Genomic DNA, 21118 nt, shown 5'->3' on the forward strand with positions numbered 1-21118 from the left:
CGTCAAAAAAGCCAATGGGAATGTAACTGAAGGGTACCGGTGCGGGTCGCCGGGCTGCGAATCATTACCCGTTGGCCGATACGATTCGCCCACCTCAGTTGATTGACTACGGGAGGCAAAGCGGTGGCCACGGGGAAGGACCGGCAGAAGCAGCTGGCACGCGAGCACCACGAGCGGCAGATGCAGCGCCGCATCGAGCGCGAGCAGCGGGCCAAGCGCAACGCCATCATCGGCTCCAGCATCGGCGTCGTCGTCGTGGTCGGCGGCGTCGTCGCGGCCGTGACGCTGCTCAACGGCGGCGGCTCCAAGACCGAGGCGGCGGCGACGCCCTCGGCCTCGGCGCCGGTCACCTCCGCCCCGCCGTCCACGGGCCCCAAGCCCTACAACGCCGCGACCGGCACCTGCGACTACGTCAAGGACACCAACGGCCAGGTCAAGAGCGTGGGCCTGCCGCCCACCGAGGCGAAGACCACGCCGACGACCAAGACGATGACGTTCAAGACGAACCTGGGCGACGTCGTGGTCGAGCTGAACAACGCCAAGGCTCCCTGCACGGTCAACTCGCTGGAGTTCCTGGCCAAGAAGAAGTACTACGACGGCAGCAAGTGCCACCGGCTCGGCAGCGACAAGTTCCCGATGCTGCAGTGCGGCGACCCGACGGCCAAGGCCGACGGCAAGACCCAGACCGACGGCACCGGCACGCCCGGCTACGTCATGGCCGAGGAGAACCTGACGGGCGCCGCCTACAAGCGCGGCACGATGGCGATGGCCAAGACGCAGGCGCCGGGCAGCACGGGCAGCCAGTTCTTCTGGATCTACGGCGATCTGGCCGGACTTTCCCCGGATTACACCCCGGTGGGTACGATCACCAAAGGCCTGGACATCCTGGACAAGGTGAACAAGGCAGGAATCAAGGCCGACGCAGGCGACGGCACCGGGGCGCCCAAGCAAACCGTCGAAATCAAAGACGTGACAATCTCTGGCAAGAGCTGACGTAATACAACTAGGGACGGGTAGTCCCGAAGGGTCTGATGGAAAGTGCGGGAGGACACGGTGAGCACCGACCCGTGGGGCCGGGTAGACGACGACGGCACCGTCTACGTGCGTACGGCTGAGGGAGAGCGAGCCGTCGGGTCCTGGCAGGCCGGTGAGCCCGAGGAAGCGCTGGCCTACTTCCATCGCAAGTACGACGAACTGGCCGGCCAGGTCCAACTGCTCGAGCAGCGGGTGCGCGGCACGGACCTGGCTCCGGCGCAGGCCGAGGCCAGCATCGTCAAGCTGCGCGAGGCCGTCGCGGACGCGCACGCCATCGGCGACCTGGCCGCGCTGACGGCCCGGCTCGACCATCTGAGCGAGCTGGTCGCCCAGCGCCGCGAGGAGGTCAAGGTCGCCCGCGAGCATGCCCGCGCCGAGGCCAGGTCCGTCAAGGAGCGCATCGTCGGCGAGGCCGAGCGGATCGCCGAGGAGACCACTCACTGGAAGTCCGGCGGCGAGCGGCTGCGCCAGCTCGTCGAGGAGTGGAAGGCCGCCGACCGCATCGACAGGGTCACCGAGGCGGCCCTGTGGAAGCGGCTGTCGGCCGCGCGCACGGCCTTCGCCAAGCGGCGCAAGACCTACTTCGCCGGGCTCGACGAGCAGCGCGAGGGGGTGCGCGCCGCCAAGGAGCGCATCGTGGACGAGGCGGAGGCCATCGCCGACTCCACCGACTGGGGCCAGACGGCCGCCGTCTACCGCGAGCTGATGCAGCGGTGGAAGAACGCCGGCCGGGCCTCCCGCGAGGCCGAGGACGAGCTGTGGGCGCGCTTCAAGGCCGCGCAGGACCAGTTCTTCCAGGCTCGCTCGGCGGTCTTCGCCGAGCGCGACGCCTCGCTGGCCCACAACGCGGAGGCCAAGGAGGAGCTGCTCGGCGAGGCCGAGAAGATCCTGCCGGTCACCGACGTCCGCACGGCCCGCGGCGCGCTGCGCTCGATCCTGGAGCGCTGGGAGGCGATCGGCCCCGTGCCGCGCGAGCAGCGCGACCGGCTCGAGGGCGGGCTGCGCAAGGTGGACGACGCCGTGCGCAAGGCCGAGGACGCGGAGTGGAAGCGCTCCAACCCCGAGGCCCGCGCCCGCGCGCAGAGCACCGTCGACCAGCTGCGCTCCTCGATCGAGCAGCTGGAGACGCGGCTGTCCAAGGCTCAGGCCGCCGGCCGGGCCAAGGACGTCAAGGAGGCCGAGGAGGCGATCATCGCCCGGCGTTCGTGGCTGGAGGAGGCCGAGCGGACGCTGGCCGAGTTCAGCTGACATGGATCCGGTAGCCGACGCGCGCGCCCTGGTCTCGTCGCGCTTTCCCGAGGCGCTGTACGCCTTCCTGGGCGGGAGCGTGCTGACGTCACGGCGGACGGCGACGTCGGACCTCGACATCGTGGTCGTGCTTGCGGATGTACGCCCGTACCGGGAGACGTTGCGGTGGCGCGAATGGCCGGTCGAGCTGGCCGTGCACAACGAGCTGAGCCTGCTCGGGTGGGCCGACCGTGACCTGGACAGGCGGGTGCCCACGCTGCCGCGGATGTGCGCCGACGGAGTGATCCTCGTCGATCGGGTGGGGCGCGCGCCCGCCGTACAGGAGGCCATGCGGGCTCGGCTGGCCGCGGGGCCAGGTCCCGTGTCCCTGGAACGGGCGCGGTACGTTCTGTCGGACCTGCTCGACGACCTGGCGGGGGCCACGGACCCCGGCGAGCAGGCGTTCATCCGGTGGGCGGTCGTCGAGGAGACGGCCCGGCTGGCGCTGGACATCGACGCCCGCTGGCGGGGCTCGGGCAAGTGGCTGCTGCGCGAGCTGCGCGCGCACGATCCGGCGCTGGCCGCCGACCTGCTCGCCGCCCGCGAGGACCCGGTACGGCTGGCCGCCCTGGCCGCCTCGGTGCTCGAGCGGGCCGGAGGGCGCCTCTGGGAGGGGTACACGGCCTCCGGGGACGCCTTCCACCAGCGGCTCGGGCACGTGACGCCGGACGCGCTGAGCTCGGAGACGGCGCAGAGCTCGGGGATGCACCGACTGGCGGCGATCAGCGGCGGGACCGTGGGGTCGAGCAACCTCTGGATGGGGCAGACGCACGTGGCGCCGCTGACCCGATCCGCCGATCACCATCACGGGGCCTCCGAGACCGCGATCTACGTGGTCAGCGGGCGGCCGTCCTTCGTCTTCCTCCAGGACGACGACGAGGTCAGGATCGACGCCCGGCCCGGCGACTACGTCTTCGTGCCGCCCTATGTCCCCCATCGGGAGGAAAATCCGGATCCGTCGGAGGAGGCGGTGGTCGTCATCGCCCGCAGCACCCAGGAAGCCGTCGTCATCAACCTGCCGTCACTCGCGGGCTAGCCTGTTTTATGCGAACATGTGTTCGTGGTAGGTGAAGCGACGATCCTGCATGCCGACCTCGACGCGTTCTACGCCTCGGTCGAGCAGCGCGACGATCGCTCCCTGCGCGGCCGGCCCGTCATCGTCGGCTCCGGCGTGGTGCTGGCCGCCAGCTACGAGGCCAAGGCATACGGCGTCCGCACCGCGATGAACGGCCGCCAGGCGCGCCGGCTGTGCCCGCAGGCCGTCGTGGTCGAGCCCAGGATGTCGGCCTACGCCGAGGCAAGCAAGGCCGTCTTCGACGTCTTCGAACGCACCACTCCCCTGGTCGAGGGGCTGTCCATCGACGAGGCGTTCCTGGACGTGCGCGGGCTTCGCCCGCTCGGCCCGCCGGCCATCGCCGCCCGGCTGCGGCGCGACGTGCGCGAGCAGGTGGGCCTGCCGATCACGGTCGGCGTGGCGCGCACCAAGTTCCTGGCCAAGGTGGCCAGCGGCGTGGCCAAGCCCGACGGGCTGCTGGTGGTGCCGCCCGACGGGGAGCTGGAGTTCCTCCACCCGCTGCCGGTCGAGCGGCTGTGGGGCGTCGGCCCCGTCACCGCCGCGAAGCTGCACAACCTCGGCATCACCACGGTCGGCGAGGTGGCCCAGCTGGCTGAGGCGGGCCTGGTGTCCATGCTGGGCCGGGCCGCCGGACTGCACCTGCATGCCCTCGCGCACAACCGCGACCCCCGGCCCGTCCAGGTGGGCCGTCGCCGCCGCTCGATCGGCGCCCAGCGCGCCCTCGGCCGCTCCAGGCGCAACCACCAGGACCTCGACGCCACCCTGGTCGCCCTCGTCGACCGCGTCACCCAACGCCTGCGCAACGCCCGCCGGGTCACCCGCACGGTGGTGCTCCGGCTCCGCTTCGAGGACTTCGCCAGAGTCACGCGCTCCCACACGATCCCCCAAGCCACCGACCAGACGGCGCCGCTGCTGGCCACGGCCAGGCAACTTCTCAGCCAAGCTTTCCCGCTCATCGACGCCCGCGGCATCACCCTGCTCGGCGTGGCCCTGTCCAACCTCGAGGACGCCTCGGCGATCCAGCTCGCGCTCCCCTTCGACCCGCCGCCCACCCTCGACGCCGCCCTGGACGACGTCCGCAGCCGCTTCGGCAGGACGGCCATCACCCGCGCCGTCCTCCTCGACCACCCCGACCTTCCCTCGGTCCCGCTGCTCCCCGACTAGCCCGTACGGCAGGCCCCACGCTCAGCGTTCCTCAGGAGGTGCCATACGCCGTCGTCCGCCCAGGCAGGTCGCGCGCAGCACCGTCCGGCACCCGGCAGTGGCCTTGGCTGCCACCGGGTCCAGGCGCAGGGCGCCTCCTGGCGATCCCGGTGCGCACCGCGTCGACGGTCCCCCTCCCGGGGGACGACGCCGGCCTGCGACCGGATGCGCCGGCGAAGCGCCACTTCCTGGATCGAGGCGGCGCCCTTCTCCGCCGTGGTGGGTGGCGGGAACGCAGGGTTAGCCGCTGGCTCCGCTGACGCGGTAGACGTCGAAGACGCCCTGGATGTTGCGGACGGCCTTGAGGACGTGGCCGAGGTGTTTGGGGTCGCCCATCTCGAAGGTGAAGCGGCTGACCGCGACCCGGTCGCGCGAGGTCGTGACCGAGGCGCTGAGGATGTTGACGTGCTGGTCCGACAGCGTCCGCGTGACGTCCGACAGCAGGCGCGGCCGGTCGAGCGCCTCCACCTGGATGGCGACCAGGAAGACCGAGTCGTCGCTCGGCGACCAGCTGACCTCCACCAGCCGGTCGGGCTGCGACTTGAGCTGCTGCACGTTGGTGCAGTCGGCGCGGTGGACCGACACGCCGTGCCCGCGGGTGACGAACCCGACGATCTCATCACCGGGCACGGGCGTGCAGCACTTGGACAGGCGTACCCAGACGTCGGCGTCCCCCGCGACGACCACACCCGCGCCGCCGCCCCTGGGACGGCCCCTGAGGCGCGTGGGGAGCGCGGTCTCGGCGATGTCCTCCTCGGCGCTCTCGACGCCGCCGATGGAGGCCACGAGCTTCTGCACGACCGCCTGAGCGGCCACGTGCCCCTCGCCGACCGCCGCGTAGAGGGCCGACACGTCCGGGTAGCGCAGGTCGCGGGCAAGTGCCAGCAGCGACTCGCCGGACATCAGGCGCTGCAACGGCAGGCCCTGCTTGCGCATCGCGCGGCCGATGGCCTCCTTGCCCGCCTCGATCGCGGTCTCGCGGCGCTCCTTGGAGAACCACTGCCGGATCTTGTTGCGGGCGCGGCCGGACTTGACGAACTTCAGCCAGTCGCGCGACGGCCCGGCGTCGGGCGACTTGGAGGTGAAGATCTCGACCGTGTCGCCGTTGCCGAGCCTGGACTCCAGCGGCACCAGCCGCCCGTTGACCCTGGCGCCGATGCAGCGGTGGCCCACCTCGGTGTGCACGGCGTAGGCGAAGTCGACCGGCGTCGCGCCCTCGGGCAGCGACACGACCTGGCCGCGCGGGGTGAAGACGTAGACCTCGGAGACCGACAGGTCGAAGCGGAGCGACTCGAGGAACTCGCCCGGGTCGGAGGTCTCCTTCTGCCAGTCGAGCAGCTGGCGCAGCCACGCCATGTCGCTGCCCGGCTTGACCTTGCCGGGCGGCCCGCCGCCGCCGACCTCCTCCTTGTACTTCCAGTGCGCCGCCACGCCGTACTCGGCCTTGTGGTGCATCTTGTGCGTGCGGATCTGCAGCTCGACCGGCTTGCCCTCGGGACCTATCACCGTGGTGTGCAGCGACTGGTACATGTTGAACTTGGGCATCGCGATGTAGTCCTTGAACCGGCCGGGCACCGGATTCCACCTGGCGTGGATCGTTCCGAGCGCCGCATAGCAGTCGCGGACCGTGTCGACCAGGACGCGGATGCCCACCAGGTCGTAGATGTCGTCGAAGGCGACATCGCGCGCGATCATCTTCTGATAGACCGAGTAGTAGTGCTTGGGTCGGCCCTTGACCACCGCGCGCATCTTGGCCTCGCGCAGGTCGCCCGAGACCTTCTCGATGACCTCCTGCAGGAACAGGTCGCGCCGCGGCGCCCGCTCCGACACCATGCGCGCGATCTCGTCGTAGCGCTTGGGGTAGAGCATGGCGAAGGCGAGGTCTTCCAGCTCCCACTTGATCGTGTTCATGCCCAGGCGGTGGGCCAGCGGGGCGAAGATCTCCAGCGTCTCGCGCGACTTCTGGTGGCGCTTGTGCTCGGGCAGGTAGCGCATGGTGCGCATGTTGTGCAGCCGGTCGGCCAGCTTGATGATCAGCACCCGGATGTCGCGCGACATCGCCACGACCATCTTGCGCACGGTCTCGGCCTGCGCGGCGTCGCCGAACTTCACCTTGTCCAGCTTGGTCACGCCGTCGACCAGTGAGGCGATCGTCTCGCCGAAGTCGCCGCGCAGCTCCTCAAGGCCGTAGGCGGTGTCCTCGACGGTGTCGTGCAGCAGCGCCGCGCACAGGGTCTCGTCGTCAGTGCCCAGCTCGGCCAGGATCGTCGCCACGGCCAGCGGGTGCGTGATGTACGGGTCGCCCGACTTCCGCTTCTGGTCGCGGTGGTGGTAGGCGGCCATGTCGTAGGCGCGCTCGATCAGGCGCAGGTCGGCCTTGGGATGGGTGGCACGGACCGTCCTGAACAGCGGCTCCAGCACCGGATTCATGGCCCCACCCCCAAATCGCCTTCGACGTGCGGGCGCAGCGCCGGGTGCCGTCTCGGCATTCCCGGCGTCCGTTACGTCGGGCACGACCACATCACGGGGCACACAGACTCCTCACGTTCGAGTCCAGGCCCCTTAGTGTATCCAGGTGTCCAACCTGGCCTGCCGCGGGTCCGGCTCAGACGATCACGAGGGAGCGCAAATCCACTCCCGCGAGGCGCTCACGGCCCTTGAGAAAACCAAGCTCCATGAGTACGGCAAGCCCGGCGACCTCGCCGCCCGCCCGCCTCACCAGCTCCACGGCCGCCTCCGCGGTGCCTCCTGTGGCCAGCACGTCATCGACGATGAGAACCCGGTCACCCGGCGTGAAGGCGTCCTTGTGCACCTCGATGGTGGCGGAGCCGTACTCCAGATCGTAGGACTCCTCGAGAGTCTCGGCGGGCAGTTTGCCCTTCTTCCTTACCGGGACGAAACCCGCGCCTGCCCGGAGGGCGACCGGGGCGGCCAGGATGAAGCCGCGCGCCTCGATCCCGACGATCTTGTCGACCTGGAACAGACCGGACAGCTCCTCGACCACGGCCGAGAACGCCTCCGCGTCGCCGAGCAGCGGCGTGATGTCCTTGAACAGCACGCCCGGCTGGGGGTAGTCCTGCACGTCCCTGATATGGCTCAGGATCAGGTCGCTCAGGTCGCTCATCACCGCGCTCCTTCATCGCGGCGCCTCCCCCTTGGCTTCAGGAGGAGGCGCCGGCGATCGGTTCGTGCCTAGCCCTTGGCTACCGCGGTCCTTTTGGAACCGCCGCCCTTACCGCCCGTGGCCGCCACTCTGCGGGCGATGGCCTGGTACTTCGGCTCCCGCTCCTTCAGGGTGACCAGCAGCGGCGTGGCCACGCACAGCGAGGAGTAGGTGCCGACGATCATGCCGACGAACAGGGCCAGCGACAGGTCCTTCAGCGTGCCCGCGCCGAGCAGCGTGGTGCCGATGAACAGGATCGCCGCCACCGGCAGGATCGCGACCAGCGAGGTGTTCAGCGACCGGATCAGCGTATGGTTCAGGGCGTTGTTGGCCGCCATGGAGTACGTCTGCTTGGAGGCCGAGCCCAGCTTGGCGGTGACCTCCTTGATCATGTCGAACACCACGACCGCGTCGTACAGCGAATAGCCGAGGATCGTCAGGAAGCCCAGCATCGTGGCGGGCGTGACCTCGAACCCGGACCAGGCGTAGACACCGGCGGTGATCACCAGGTCGTGGATGAGCGCCACGATGGCCGCCAGGGCCATCTTGGGCTCGAACGCCATCGACAGGTACAGGATGATCGCCAGCATGAAGACGCCCAGGCCGATCCAGGCCTTGTTGGAGACCTCACCGCCCCAGGTGGCGCCGATCGCCTGCACGCTGACCTGGCTGGCCGAGACGTTGAAGTCCTTGGCCACGGTGTTCTGCACCTTGGTCAGCTCGCTCTCGGGCATCACCTCGGTGGTGACCCGCCAGCTGTTCTTGGTGGACTGCACGATCGGCTGGTGCACGCCCTCGTCGCGGAAGGTGTTGCGGACTTCCTCGATGCTGTGGCTCTGGGTGGTGCTGGGGAAGGTGAAGACCGTCCCGCCCCTGAACTCCACGCCCAGGTTGAGCCCGTTGATCAGGAGACCCGCCAGGGACACGATCAGGAGGAACCCGGACAGGCTGTACCACAGCTTCCAGCGGCCGACGAAGTCGACGTTGATCTCGCCGCGGTAGAGGCGACGCGCGAGTCCCATCTCAGGCCTCCTGCGGGGTGGTCGTGCGGCCGGTGGAGCCCGGCTCGGCGCTCATGCGCTCCGCGTCGAGGCCGGACAGCGGGTGGCCCTTGGCGAAGAACTTCAGCTTCGCCAGCAGGGCGATGAACGGCTTCGTGAACAGGAACACCACGATGACGTCGATCAGCGTGGTCAGGCCCATCGCGTAGGCGAAGCCGGCCACGCCGCCGACGGCCAGCACGTACAGCACGACCGCGGCGATGAACATGACGGCGTCGGCGATCAGGATCGTGCGCCGGGCGCGGACCCAGGCCACCTCGACGGCGGCGCGCAACGTCCGTCTGCCTTCCTTCATCTCGTCACGTATGCGTTCGAAGTAGACGATGAAGGAGTCGGCTGTGATACCGATCGAGACCACCAAGCCGATGATGTGCGGCAGCGACAACCGGAACCCGGCGTTGTGGCCCAGCACCACCACCGCCGAATAGGTCAGGATCGAGGCCACCACGAGGCTCAGCACCGCGACGATACCCAGGCCGCGGTAGTACAGCAGCGAGTAGAGGACCACCAGGCCGAGGCCGATGGCGCCCGCGATGAGGCCGCCCTGGAGCTGGTCCTGGCCCAGCGTCGAGGACACGGTCTCGATCGAGCTGCGCTCGAACTTCAGCGGCAGCGCGCCGTACTTGAGCTGCTCGGCCAGGTCGTTGGCGGTCTTCTGGGTGAAGCCGCCGGTGATCTCGGCGCGGCCGCCGGGGATCGGGCCGAGGATGTTGGGCGCGGTGATGACGACGCCGTCCAGGACGACGGCCACCCGGTTACGCGGTTCCTGGCTCTTGTAGGCGTCCGCGGTGAGCTTGCTCCACTCGCCGGCGCCCTTGCTCTTGAAGTCGAGCTGGACCAGCCACTCGGTGGTGCCCTGGCGGATGCCGGCGCCTGCCGAGTTGATGTCGGTGCCGACGACCTTGGCCACGTCCAGGACGTACTTGGCCTGGCCGTCCTTGTCACAGGCCGCGAGCTGCTTGCTCGGGTCGTCCTGCACGCCCTGGCCGCGGCTCTTCGGGTCGGCGCAGTTGAGCGCCTGGAACTGCTTGAGCACCGCCGGGTCGACGCCCTGGGTGTTGATGCCCGCGTTCTGGTCCTGGTTGGGCTGCGTGCTGGGCTGCGCGCTCGGTGTGGCCGACGGCGTGGGGGTCGCCTTGGCGTCCTTGCCCTTCTTGGTGTTCTGCGGCGTCGGCGTCGGGGTGGGCGCCGTCAGCGCCGACGACAGCGCCTTGCCGGTCGGCGTGGCCGACGGCTTCTGCTTGTGGTCGGAAGGCTTCGTGGACGCCTTGCCGGAAGGCTTCGTCGACGGGGTCCCACTCGGCGTCGTGCTCGGCTTGGGCGCCTCGGTGGGCAGGTTCTGCGGGGCCTGGGTGGCCTGCTCCACGAGCACCTGGCGGAAGCGGAGCTCCGCCGTGGTGCCGACCAGCTTGATGACCTCGTCCTGGCCCGCACCCGGGACGGAGATCACGATGTTGTCGCCGGACTTGGCGACCTCCGCGTCGGAGATTCCCGTGCCGTTGACTCGCTCACGGATGATGCTGACCGCGCGATCGAGGATCTCCTCCGGAGGCGAGCCGCCGTTCGGAGGCTTGGGGGTCAGGGTCACCGTGGTACCGCCGGCGAGGTCGAGCCCCAGCTTCGGCGTGAACGCCTTCTGCAGGAACATCGTCCCGCCCAGGGCGAGGATGAGCGCCAGAAGTACCAGGAGCGTCCGCCCCGGGTAGCTGTGGCGACTGGTCGGTCGGGCCACTGGTCGTCAGTTCTTTCGGTTAGGGGTCTGTGCAGAGCTTAGTCAGGACTTGTTGGTGCTGGTGTCCTGCTCGCCGTTGCTGGGCTCCGTCTCCTGCTTGGCGTCCGTCTCCGCCTTGGCGTCGGTCTCCGTGGCCTCGTCCTTGGCGTCGTCTTCGTCGGCGGGCTCGTCGGCCACAGGCTCGTCACCCGGCGTGACGACGCGGCCGATGGCGGCCTTGACCCAGCGGGTCTCGATGCCGGGCGCCACCTCGAGGATCACGTCCTCATTGTCCACCGCCACGACCGTGCCGAACAGGCCGGTCGTGGTCATGACGCGCGCGCCCGGGGTAAGGGAGTTCTGCATCTGAGCCGCCTCCTGCTGACGCTTGCGCTGCGGGCGGATCAGCAGGAAGTAGAACACCACCACCAGAAGAATCAGCGGCAGGATGCTTCCCAGTTGTCCCAAGTTCATAGCGGGCGACCTTCCATTGTCCGTACAAGAAGTTGACACCGGCCTTGCGCCGGAAATTCCGTGCGTTGCGTGGGGCCGCGCCGCTCAGCCCATCAGCCTACACAGCCAGCCAAGCCACGGAGTGTAGGCGCTTGTTGCGAAACGCGGCAACGAGGCAGCGTTCCGGCGCGCGGGGAAGTTCCCAATTTGAAACGGTTGCAACCGTTCTGTGATCAGTCGACCAGTGCGGCTCCGAACGCGTCGGGAGGCGGGGTCATGCCCAGATGGTGCCAGGCCGCCGCCGTGGCGACCCTACCGCGCGGAGTCCTGGCGAGCAGTCCTTGGCGTACCAGGAACGGCTCGGCCACCACTTCGACGGTCTCCGGCTCCTCCCCGACGGCCACGGCGAGCGTCGACAGGCCGACGGGGCCGCCGCCGAACTTGCGCAGCAGCACGCCGAGCACGGCCCGGTCGAGACGGTCGAGGCCTTCCGCGTCCACCTCGTACAGATTCAGCGCAGCCGACGCGATGTCACGATTTATCACGCCTTCTGCTCGCACGTCGGCGAAGTCGCGTACGCGGCGCAGCAGCCGGTTGGCGATGCGGGGCGTGCCGCGCGAGCGCCTGGCGATCTCGTGCGCGCCGTCGGTGGGCAGCGCGACGTCCAGCAGCCTGGCCGAGCGGTAGAGGACCTGCTCGAGCTCGTCGACGTCGTAGAAGTCCATGTGCGCGGTGAAGCCGAACCTGTCACGCAGCGGCGCCGGCAGCAGTCCCGCCCTGGTGGTCGCCCCGACCAGGGTGAACGGCGCGATGTCCAGCGGGATCGCGGTCGCGCCCGGGCCCTTGCCGACCACGATGTCGACCCTGAAGTCCTCCATCGCCAGGTACAGCATCTCCTCGGCGGGCCTGGCCATCCGGTGGATCTCGTCGATGAACAGCACCTCGCCCTCGGCCAGCGTCGACAGGATCGCCGCCAGGTCACCCGCGCGCTCCAGCGCCGGGCCCGAGGTGATCCTCAGCGGGGCGCTCAGCTCGGCCGCTATGATCATCGCCAGCGTCGTCTTGCCCAGGCCGGGCCCGCCGCTCATCAGCACGTGGTCCGGCGGCGTGGCCCTGCGCAGCGCACTTTCGAGCACCAGCGACAGCTGCTCGCGCACGCGCGCCTGCCCGATGAACTCGCCCAGCCGCTTCGGCCGCAGAGCCGCCTCGACCTGCAGCTCGTCTCCCCCGGCATCGGGCGACACGAGCTCCCGCTCAAAACTCACGCTCCCCCCTCACACACCCGACCCAACCCCACCAAGCCTCCCACTCCTCGCTTGCCACACTCACTCACACCCGCCCCACCCATGCCCGACACCAACACCCCGCCCACCCAGGCGCACCGCAACGACACCCCGCCCTTCCGGCGCCGCAACGACGCCCCGTCCACCCAGGCGCCGCGACGGCGAGACGCGGTACGGCGAAGCCCGGCGCCCAGCAACGGCGACCGGCCGATACTCCCCGGCCGCCGGTTGCAGCGAGACCCGGGCACGTCGTGGTGCCGCGGGACTCCCGGGTGCCGTGGCGTTGAGCTGTGGGGGCCGGAGTCCTGGTGTGGCGGTGTGGCTGGGCGCTGGGGTGCCACGGTCTCGGTGGATACCGGGACGGCGGGATGAGTGAGCAGGGACGCGGGCTTGGGGGCGCGCGTAACGGCGAGTGCCCCGTGGGCCCTCACGACCGGCCGTGACAGAGGGCGACCAGCGTCGGCGGGTGGCGGTCCCCACGGCGCCAGCCGTACGGCACGCACACCAACCCCCGACGGACAGCGCCGTACGGCCTGCACAACAACCCGCGAACGGACAGCGCGTGGGGGTCATCGGATGCTCAGGGTGCGGAGGGCGGCCTTGAGGAGGGTGGCCACGTTGGGGGTGTCGCCGGCGTCGGGCTCGACGATGGCGATGGCCTCGTCAGCGTCCTTGCTGGAGTATCCGAGCCCGACGAGCCCCGAGTGGACCTGGTCGCGCCAGAGCGTCACGCGCCGGGAGCCGTTGAGCGCGGCGTCGACGGTCTCCTCGGGCGTGCCGAGGCGGTCCTTGAGCTCGAGGACGATGCGCTGGGCGCCCTTCTGCCCGATACCCGGCACCTGCGTGAGCGCCTTGAGGTCCGCGCTTGCCACGGCGACGCGCAGCGCGTTCGGCGTGTGGACCGCGAGCATCGCCAGAGCCAGCTTCGGCCCCACCCCGCTGGCCGTCTGGAGCAGTTCGAAGACCGCACGTTCGTCGTCGGTGGCGAAGCCGTAGAGGGTCAGGGACTCCTCGCGCACGACCAGCGACGTGGACAGGCGGGCCTCCTCGCCGACGCGGAGACCGGCCAGGGTGCCCGGGGTGCAGTGGGTGAGGATGCCCACGCCGCCCACCTCGATCACGGCCCCGTCTGGGGCGATGGCGGTCACCCGTCCCGTCACTGACGCGATCACGGTGCTCTCCTTGTCGTCCGTGCCTGCTCCACGCCCTCCGGCGCCCCTGCTTCCGTACGCTCCCACGAACCGGCAGCCGGCTCCGCCGAGAACCCACCCGTCCCCGCTGACGACCGGGCGCCCACACCGGACGCCCCCTCATCACGAGGCCCCGAAGCTTCGCCGCTCCCCGCTCCTACCGCCGTCCCACGCCCGGCCGACGCCGCGCCGGATGCCGCCTCGCCACCAGGCAGCGACCCCGCACCGGTCAGCTCGCGATCCGGTGACTGCGCCCGCAGCGGGGGTCCCGAGTTCGGGTGCGAGGCAGCGGCGCCCGGCGACGATTGCATCGGGCGCGCGGCAGCAGCGCCCGGCGGCGATTGCAGGGGTGTGTCACGAGTGGGAGTGGTGCTTGTTGTTGCCGTGGCGCCCTGCGGTGCGCTCGGCCCGGCGAGCTCCGTGTCCTCAGGTGTGTCGCTCTGGGAGGCCGGCTTCGCGGAGCTCGCGCGTCGGCGGGAGATCGACGGGGCCTCGGAGTCGGCGCGCTGGCGTGTGGACCCCGGGCGCGTGCCGAGGCTCGAGGCCTTGGTGGGTGCAGGCGGCGTGCGGGCTGGGCGGCGGGCTTGGGCCAGGGCCTGGGAGAGGCGGTTCTGGGCGGCGCCGCGCCAGATGTGGCAGATGGCCAGGGCGAGGGCGTCGGCGGCGTCGGCGGGCTTGGGCATCTCCGAGAGCCGCAGCAGCCGGGTCACCATGGTGCCGATCTGCTTCTTGTCGGCCGTGCCGCTGCCGGTGATGGCGGCCTTGACCTCGGAAGGCGTGTGCAGCGCCACGGGGATGCCGCGCCGCGAAGCGCACAGGACGGCGATGCCGGCGGCCTGTGCGGTGCCCATGACGGTGCGGACGTTGTGCTGGCTGAAGACCCGTTCGACGGCGACGGCGTCGGGCCGCACCTCGTCGAGCCACTCCTCGATGCCCGCCTCGATGCCGACGAGCCGCGCACCGAGCTCGTCGTCGGCCGACGTGCGCACCACCCCGACGGCGATCAGCGACAGCGGGGCCCCGGGCCGCCCTTCGACGGCGCCGAGCCCGCACCGGGTCAGCCCCGGGTCGACCCCCATCACGCGCACCGGAACGCCTCCCCGATCCACCGGACCGTCGCCGACGCCTGTGGTGGCTGGAGGTGCATGGCCCGCCTTTCGCGACTCTGGCTGCTCGGCGCCGCGATCGCCGAACATCTGTTCGGCACGAGACTTTACCCCGGCTGACGTGCGCGTGCACCGGGAAACGCGCGTCAGAAGTAGTCGAGCATGTACGGCCGGGCCGCGAAGGCCGTGTCGAGGGCCTCGTCGTGCCGGGTATCTCCGGACATGAGGCCCGCCAGGCGCAGCGTGGCCGTGGGGATGCCCGCGTAGAGGGCGGAGAAGCCGTTGATCGTCAGCCTGGGCCCCTGGTCGAGGCTGCGGATCGCGGCGCCGGTGCCGCCGGAGACCTCCAGGCGCCAGGTGGCCGCGTTGGACTCGCGCACCGGGTCGGCCACCTCGACGGCGGCGTCGAGCGTGACGCCGGCCGGGTAGCCGCGCCGCGCGACGGCCTCGGGCACGTCCAGGACGCGGAACATCCAGCGGGTCTGCCGCACCTGCTCCTTGGAGCGCTCGCGCAGCAGCCAGAGCACCGGGTCGTCGGGCGCGAGGTTGGCGGTGACACTGTCGGCGATCGACGACGACGAGCCGACCATCGACCACAGCGCCTTGGCGGTCTCCTCAGAGGCGGCGACCAGGTTGTCCACCTCGATGTCGTGGCCGCTCCAGCGGTAGATGACGTAGCCGTCGTCGGCCAGGTAGAGGAAGTCGTCGGGCTCGTCGAGCCACCAACGCCAGCCTGCCTCGTTGGCGGAGATCGGCCCGCTGGCGCGGGCGGCGCGATGGACCCGGTCGAGGATGGCCATCACCTCGGCGGCGTCGTCGGGCCCCATGCGGCGCAGCTTGACCTGGCCTGCCGGGCGGATCGTGCGCAGCGCCTCGGCGGGCACCGTCACCGTGTGCTGCGCGCCGGCGTGCTCGAACCCGAGCGACCGGTAGATCGGCGTGGTCGCGGGGAAGAGAGCGGAGACGGCGTCGCCCAGCTCCACGGCACGGTCGATGATCGCCCGCATGATGAGCGACCCGACGCCGCGCCCCCGGTCTTCCGGGTTGACGGTGACGCCCGCCACGCCCGCCATGGACTGGGGCCTGCCGTACCACCACTGGGAGAAGGGGCGCAGCCGGGCGGTCGCGGCCAGCCGCGCGCCGTCGAAGGCGCCCAGGTAGCGCCCCTCGGGCAGGATCGGGGTCACCAGGTCACGCCAGCGCTCCACGTCGGCGGCCGGCATCGGGCCGAAGGAACGGCGGCGGACGTCGAGCACGTCGTCCAGGTCGTCAGGCGTCAGGTAGCGAAGCTCCACGCTTCGACAACCTACCTGCCGCCACCGACACTCCGGCGCGCGAGCGCGGGCGCCTCAGCCGTCGGTGGTACGGCCGGCGGTGATCCTCAGGCGGTCGAGGTAGAGGAACTGGGCCGCGACCGCCACGAGAGCGGTGAGGACGACCACCGTGACGGGAGCCGCTCCGAGGCCGGACCCGGGACGGAGGAACTGGCCGATTTCCCTGACGAGCTCGACGGGGGCGGTGGCCAGGCTCGGGTCCTGTTCGGCCAGGAGGGGCCAGAGGAGCTCCTGGGCGTTCATCAGAGCGACGGCTCCGGCGAGGACGGCGGCCATCGGCAGCGAGGGGAGCAGGACGCCGCGCAGGAAGTCGCCGGTGCCGCGCTCGGCCAGGCCCTTGCACAGCAGCGTCAGCACGAACAGGGCGGGGATGCTCACCAGGATCGGCGGGATGAGCGCGGGGGCGCTGTCGAGCAGGCCGAGGTTCCTGACCAGTCGCCAGTCGGCGATGCTCAGCGGGCCCATGCCGACGAACAGCCACGGCGCGAACGCCAGCAGCAGCCACTCGCTCCCCTTGCCAAGAGGGCGCAGGCCGCCGATGCCGAGGGCGGCCAGGTAGGCGACGCCCACCGACACGACGGCGCCCGCGACGGCCGGCCACCAGGTGGTGAGCTGCACGCCGTAGTCGCCCGCCCGCTCGGAGGGCGAGAACAGGCTTCCCAGCGCGGGCCACGAGCACAGCACCACCACGGCGGTCACCAGCACGACCGCGATCACCCCGACGGCGATCCCCGCCCCGGACGCCTGCCCGGAGGGCCCGCCCACCGTACCCGGGAAGCCAGGAGCTCCCGGGACCGGACCGGGTGCGCCCCCAGGAGCCGGAGCACCCTGAGGCAAGGGAACCGAAGCGCCCGGAGGCACCGGCACCGGAGCGTTCCGGGGCGTGGGGTCGCCGGGGGGCGGGTCGTGCGGGGCAGGAGCGTCGGCGGCCACGGTCAGGCGGAGGCGGGTGAGGACGGCCACCAGGGTGGCCGCGAGGCCGAGGACGCCCAGCAGGATGCCGAGGACGGTGGCGACGGCCGCGCCGTACCCGAGTTGGGCGCGCTGGAAGGCGCCCTCGTACTGGAGGATCGCGAGCGTGGTCGTGGTGTGGCTGGGGCCGCCCCGCGTGAGGGTGAAGGCGAAGGCGAAGCTCTGGAAGGCGACCGCGACGGCGGCCAGCGCGACGAGGGCGCCGACGGCGATGGCTGCCACCCCGGGCGTGCGGCCGCGCAGGGCGGGCAGGTACGCCATCACGGCGATCGCGCACACCGCGCCGAACGTGGCCGCGGCGACGACCAGGCGCAGGGCGCCGGGTGCCGTGGCCGGGTCGCGCAGGCCGGCGGCCAGGGCGAGGATGCCCGACGAGTCCGGCAGCAGGCCCTGGAGCCAGGCGGCGGCCACGGCCACCGGGGAGAACGTCACCAGGGCCAGCGTCAGCACGGTCATGCCGGCGCGCCGTACCCAGGACCCGCCGAACGCCAGGCCGAGCGCCACCAGCGGGGCCACCACGACCGACACCAGCAGCGGCACCACCACCAGCGACAGCGTGAAGCCGGCCGACGTCCAGAAGACCTGGTCGGCGAGCAGGCTGCTGTAGTTCTTCATGCCCACGAAGCGGCTGGGGTGCATGAAGTCGCCGGTCTGGAAGCTCATCGAGACCGTCTGGATCGTCGGGATGACCAGGGTCAGGACCGTTCCCAGCAGCGCGGGTACGGCGAGCAGCCACCCCAGGGCGCGGGGCGGCGGAGCGGTGGTCGGAGTAGGCGTCGGGGGGATCACGTCGCCCGACCCTACCAAGCCGCCCCGACACACACGGTCTTCCGCGCAATCCCGGAGCGGCCTCCACGCAGGAACGAGGCCTAGGCCTCGAGCTTCTCCATGATCTCGTCGGAGACGTCGAAGTTGGCCCACACGTTCTGCACGTCGTCGCTGTCGTCGAGCGCGTCGATGAGGCGGAACACCTTCTTGGCGCCCTCCTCGTCGAGCGGCACGCTCATCGTCGGCAGGAAGCTGCTCTCGGCCGAGTCGTAGTCGATGCCCGAGTCCTGCAGCGCCTTGCGCACCGGGACCAGGTCGCCGGCCTCGGAGACGATCTCGAAGGAGTCGCCCAGGTCGTTGACCTCCTCGGCGCCGGCGTCGAGGACGGCCATCAGCACGTCGTCCTCCGACAGGCCGTTCTTGGGGACGATGACGACGCCCTTGCGGTTGAACATGTACGACACCGAACCGGGGTCGGCCAGCGAGCCGCCGTTGCGGGTCAGCGCGACGCGCACCTCGGAGGCTGCGCGGTTGCGGTTGTCGGTGAGGCACTCGATGAGCACCGCCACGCCGCCGGGGGCGTAGCCCTCGTACATGATGGTCTGCCAGTCGGCGCCGCCGGCCTCCAGACCGCCGCCGCGCTTGCGGGCCCGATCGATGTTCTCGTTGGGTACCGACTGCTTCTTGGCCTTGAAGATGGCGTCGTACAGGGTGGGGTTGCCTTCGGGGTCAGGGCCACCGGTCCGCGCCGCCACCTCGATGTTCTTGATGAGCTTGGCGAAAAGCTTGCCGCGCTTGGCGTCGAGCGCTGCCTTCTTGTGCTTCGTCGTCGCCCATTTGGAGTGGCCGGACATTACCTAGAGCTCCCTCTCACCATGTCTACGAAGTAGGCGTGCACGCGCGTGTCACCCGTGAGCTCCGGGTGGAACGAGGTCGCGAGCAACGGCCCCTGACGGACGGCGACGATCCTATCCCCCGGCTCGGCCAGGCCCAGCACTTCGACATCCGGGCCGACGGATTCCACCCAGGGTGCGCGGATGAACACCGCTCTGATCATCTGGCCCGCGAAGTCGAGATCCTCCTCGAAGGAGTCGACCTGGCGGCCGAAGGCGTTGCGCCGTACGACCATGTCGATGCCGCCGACGGTCTGCTGGCCTGCGATGCCGTCCTGGATCCGGTCGGCCAGCATGATCATGCCGGCGCACGATCCGTAGGCGGGCATGCCGTCCTTGACGCGTATGCGCAGCGGCTCGAGCAGGTCGAAGGTCTCGGCGAGCTTCCACATCGTGGTGGACTCGCCGCCGGGGATCACCAGGGCGTCGACCGCCTCCAGTTCGCCGGGCCTGCGTACGGCCGTCGCCGTCGCGCCCGCCTCGGTGAGCATGCGCAGGTGCTCGCGCACATCTCCTTGGAGAGCGAGGACACCGATCGTGGGCACGCCTCATCCTTTCGCCAGGGGTCCGGGTTCAGCTAATTCAACACCAAGCGCGCCCCACGTCTTCCTACTGGGCCATCTTGAGCACGAGAGGCAGGTGGTCGGAAGGGGCGCCCTTGACCACCTGGCACGCGCTCACGGCGCCCTTGCGGACGAACAGGTAGTCCAGCTTCTTGCCGTTGGCGTGGGTGGCGCGGCGCCGCGCGTCGCACTCCTGGTAGGCGCGGTAGGCGGGGATCAGTGCGTGCGCGCCGGGCCGCAGGTTGAAGTCGCCGCCGAACACGGTGGTGTATCCCGGCCGGTCCGCCACGGCCATCAACTCGCGCACCTGCTTGGTGCGGTAGGGCGCCCCGGGCTGCCGGTCGTCCAGCGACCAGCCGACCGACAGGTGGCTGGTGCAGCCGCGCACCTTGATCGAGGGCAAGGTGGCGCACAGCGCGTACCGCTTGACGTACCACGGCGGCGAGGTCAGCGGGTAGCTCCTGAAGGCGGCTGCGGGGTCGGCCACGGCGACGGTGACGCTCTGCGTCCCGCGTGCCCGCCCCAGCCTGTCGGGATGGCAGCTGTACGGCCTGCCGTCCGCCCCGGTGAGCGCCACAGACCGGACACTCCACCCGTGTCCCGTCCGCGATTCCAGGAGCCCCTCGAGGGCGGCGTCGGCGCCCGTGCAGAACTCCTGCAGGAAGATCACCTGGGCGTCCCCGGCCCGCTGGACCACGTTCCAGGCCAGCTCGGACGCCGTGGCCCCGTACAGCGGGCACAAGGAGTTCGTCCCGGCGCAGGCGTTCCACGTCATCACCCAGATTGCGGCGGCCTTCAGCACGCCTTGATCATGTCATCGGGCGGGGGCGGGGGCGTCCTGGAAGGCGTGGTCGATGTCGACGCGGGCCAGCACGCGCAGGTGGTGTCGCCTGCCGTACAGGATGGCCATGCCGACGGCGCAGCAGAGGGCGCCGACGTAGTACGGCAGGGCCGGGGCGATCTCCTCGCCGAGCTTGGTGGCGATGAAGGGGGCGAGCGCGCCGCCCATCCAGCGCACGAAGTTGTAGCCGGCCGAGGCGACGGACCTGGGCGCGTCGGATACCTCCATGGCCGACTCGGTGAAGACGGTGTTGTTCAGCCCGATCGGGATGCCCGACAGGATCGTGAACACGATGATGCCGGCGTGCCCCGACAGCGCGATCCCGATCTGGAAGAGCGCGAGCAGCGCGAGCGCCAGGTGCAGCACGTTGACCGAGCCGATCCTGCGCTGCAGCGGCGGCGCGGCGAACACCGAGGCCAGCGCCACGCACACGCCCCAGCCGAAGAAGACGGCGCCGATGCCGTAGGCCGTCATGTGCAGGATGAACGGGGTGAAGGCCAGCACGGTGAAGAAGGCGAAGTTGTAGAACAGCGCGGTGAAGGCCGTGGTCGACAGCCCGCCGTGGGCCAGCGCCCTGATGGGGGCGGTGAGCTTGGTCTTGACGTCGGGCTTGGGGATGGCCTTGAGCATCGTGGTGATCAGCACGAACCCGATGGCCATCAGCGTGGCGGTGCCGAAGAACGGCGCGCGCCAGTTCCAGTCGCCGAGCAGCGCGCCGGCCAGCGGGCCGAGCGAGATGCCCAGGCCGAGCGCGGCCTCGTAGAGGATGATGGCCGACTCGGCGCCGCCGCTGGCCGCGCCGATGATGACGGCCAGCGCGGTCGCCACGAACAGCGCGTTGCCCAGCCCCCATCCGGCGCGGAAGCCGACCAGCTCGCCCACGCTGGTGGAGGTCCCGGCCAGCGCGGCGAACACGATCACCAGGGCCAGGCCCATCAGCAGGGTGCGCTTGCCGCCGATCCTGCTGGAGACCCAGCCGGTGATCAGCATGGCCACCGCCGTCACGAGGAAGTAGCTGGTGAACAGCAGCGAGACCTGGCTGGGCGTGGCCTTCAGCCCCTGGGCGATGGAGGGCAGGATCGGATCGACCAGACCGATGCCCATGAAGGCGACGACCGCGGCGAACGCGGTGGCCCAGACGGACATCGGCTGGCGCAGAATTCCGCCACCGGATGACATG

Annotated in this window: 17 protein-coding genes and 1 pseudogene; 4 read left to right on the forward strand and 14 right to left on the reverse strand. The window is 70.6% G+C overall.

What is annotated here, in order from left to right:
• Nucleotides 1–123 precede the first annotated feature (123 nt).
• The 4 genes from KIK09_RS53740 to dinB are packed head-to-tail and all read left to right on the forward strand — an operon-like array spanning nucleotide 124 to nucleotide 4561.
• The gene (locus KIK09_RS53740) at nucleotides 124–993 is read left to right on the forward strand and encodes a peptidylprolyl isomerase (RefSeq protein ID WP_214327375.1); all 870 of its coding nucleotides are present in this window, start codon (nucleotides 124–126) and stop codon (nucleotides 991–993) included.
• Nucleotides 994–1053: 60 nt separating this feature from the next.
• Nucleotides 1054–2283, forward strand: coding sequence for a DUF349 domain-containing protein (locus tag KIK09_RS53745; protein WP_214327376.1), 1230 nt, complete (start codon nucleotides 1054–1056; stop codon nucleotides 2281–2283).
• A gap of 1 nt (nucleotide 2284) precedes the next feature.
• Complete coding sequence (locus KIK09_RS58795; protein WP_250575307.1) at nucleotides 2285–3358, forward strand: cupin domain-containing protein; 1074 nt, start codon at nucleotides 2285–2287, stop codon at nucleotides 3356–3358.
• Between the two features lie 24 nt (nucleotides 3359–3382).
• A complete protein-coding gene (gene dinB / locus KIK09_RS53755) occupies nucleotides 3383–4561 on the forward strand; it encodes a DNA polymerase IV (RefSeq protein ID WP_214327377.1) in 1179 nt (392 codons plus the stop codon).
• Nucleotides 4562–4840: 279 nt separating this feature from the next.
• On the opposite strand, the gene KIK09_RS53760 is transcribed toward dinB, so the two are convergent.
• The 14 genes and pseudogenes from KIK09_RS53760 to KIK09_RS53825 all read right to left on the reverse strand — a co-directional run bounded on the left by KIK09_RS53760 (nucleotide 4841) and on the right by KIK09_RS53825 (nucleotide 21117).
• Entirely contained in the window at nucleotides 4841–7030 is a 2190-nt protein-coding gene (locus KIK09_RS53760) for a RelA/SpoT family protein (protein WP_214327378.1), read from the reverse strand.
• A 175-nt stretch (nucleotides 7031–7205) separates the two neighbouring features.
• On the reverse strand, nucleotides 7206–7724 hold the full coding sequence (locus KIK09_RS53765) for an adenine phosphoribosyltransferase (RefSeq protein WP_250575308.1): 519 nt from the start codon (nucleotides 7722–7724) through the stop codon (nucleotides 7206–7208).
• 68 nt (nucleotides 7725–7792) lie between these two features.
• On the reverse strand, nucleotides 7793–8785 hold the full coding sequence (gene secF, locus KIK09_RS53770; RefSeq protein ID WP_214327380.1) for a protein translocase subunit SecF: 993 nt from the start codon (nucleotides 8783–8785) through the stop codon (nucleotides 7793–7795).
• A 1-nt stretch (nucleotide 8786) separates the two neighbouring features.
• Nucleotides 8787–10556 (reverse strand): protein translocase subunit SecD, encoded by a 1770-nt coding sequence (gene secD / locus KIK09_RS53775; protein WP_308164844.1) that lies wholly within the window; start codon nucleotides 10554–10556, stop codon nucleotides 8787–8789.
• A gap of 42 nt (nucleotides 10557–10598) precedes the next feature.
• Nucleotides 10599–11009, reverse strand: coding sequence for a preprotein translocase subunit YajC (gene yajC / locus KIK09_RS53780; protein WP_214327381.1), 411 nt, complete (start codon nucleotides 11007–11009; stop codon nucleotides 10599–10601).
• A 212-nt stretch (nucleotides 11010–11221) separates the two neighbouring features.
• On the reverse strand, nucleotides 11222–12253 hold the full coding sequence (gene ruvB, locus KIK09_RS53785; protein ID WP_214327382.1) for a Holliday junction branch migration DNA helicase RuvB: 1032 nt from the start codon (nucleotides 12251–12253) through the stop codon (nucleotides 11222–11224).
• Between the two features lie 587 nt (nucleotides 12254–12840).
• A complete protein-coding gene (ruvA, locus tag KIK09_RS53790; protein WP_214327383.1) occupies nucleotides 12841–13443 on the reverse strand; it encodes a Holliday junction branch migration protein RuvA in 603 nt (200 codons plus the stop codon).
• Nucleotides 13444–14054: 611 nt separating this feature from the next.
• A pseudogene (gene ruvC / locus KIK09_RS53795) lies at nucleotides 14055–14549 on the reverse strand (crossover junction endodeoxyribonuclease RuvC); the annotation flags it as partial.
• Nucleotides 14550–14713: 164 nt separating this feature from the next.
• The gene (locus KIK09_RS53800; RefSeq protein WP_308164845.1) at nucleotides 14714–15862 is read right to left on the reverse strand and encodes a GNAT family N-acetyltransferase; all 1149 of its coding nucleotides are present in this window, start codon (nucleotides 15860–15862) and stop codon (nucleotides 14714–14716) included.
• Nucleotides 15863–15916: 54 nt separating this feature from the next.
• Nucleotides 15917–17662, reverse strand: a complete 1746-nt coding sequence (locus KIK09_RS53805; RefSeq protein WP_214327384.1) for a carbohydrate ABC transporter permease — start codon at nucleotides 17660–17662, stop codon at nucleotides 15917–15919.
• Between the two features lie 80 nt (nucleotides 17663–17742).
• Nucleotides 17743–18495 (reverse strand): YebC/PmpR family DNA-binding transcriptional regulator, encoded by a 753-nt coding sequence (locus KIK09_RS53810; RefSeq protein WP_214327385.1) that lies wholly within the window; start codon nucleotides 18493–18495, stop codon nucleotides 17743–17745.
• Nucleotides 18495–19079, reverse strand: coding sequence for a pyridoxal 5'-phosphate synthase glutaminase subunit PdxT (gene pdxT / locus KIK09_RS53815; protein ID WP_214327386.1), 585 nt, complete (start codon nucleotides 19077–19079; stop codon nucleotides 18495–18497). The genes KIK09_RS53810 and pdxT overlap by 1 nt, the downstream gene beginning before the upstream one ends.
• Before the next feature lie 64 nt (nucleotides 19080–19143).
• Complete coding sequence (locus KIK09_RS53820; protein ID WP_214327387.1) at nucleotides 19144–19899, reverse strand: endonuclease/exonuclease/phosphatase family protein; 756 nt, start codon at nucleotides 19897–19899, stop codon at nucleotides 19144–19146.
• 12 nt (nucleotides 19900–19911) lie between these two features.
• Nucleotides 19912–21117 (reverse strand): MFS transporter, encoded by a 1206-nt coding sequence (locus KIK09_RS53825; protein WP_214327388.1) that lies wholly within the window; start codon nucleotides 21115–21117, stop codon nucleotides 19912–19914.
• Nucleotide 21118: the final 1 nt, after the last annotated feature.

Source organism: Nonomuraea sediminis, assembly GCF_018531495.1.
Taxonomy (GTDB): Bacteria; Actinomycetota; Actinomycetes; order Streptosporangiales; family Streptosporangiaceae; genus Nonomuraea; species Nonomuraea sediminis.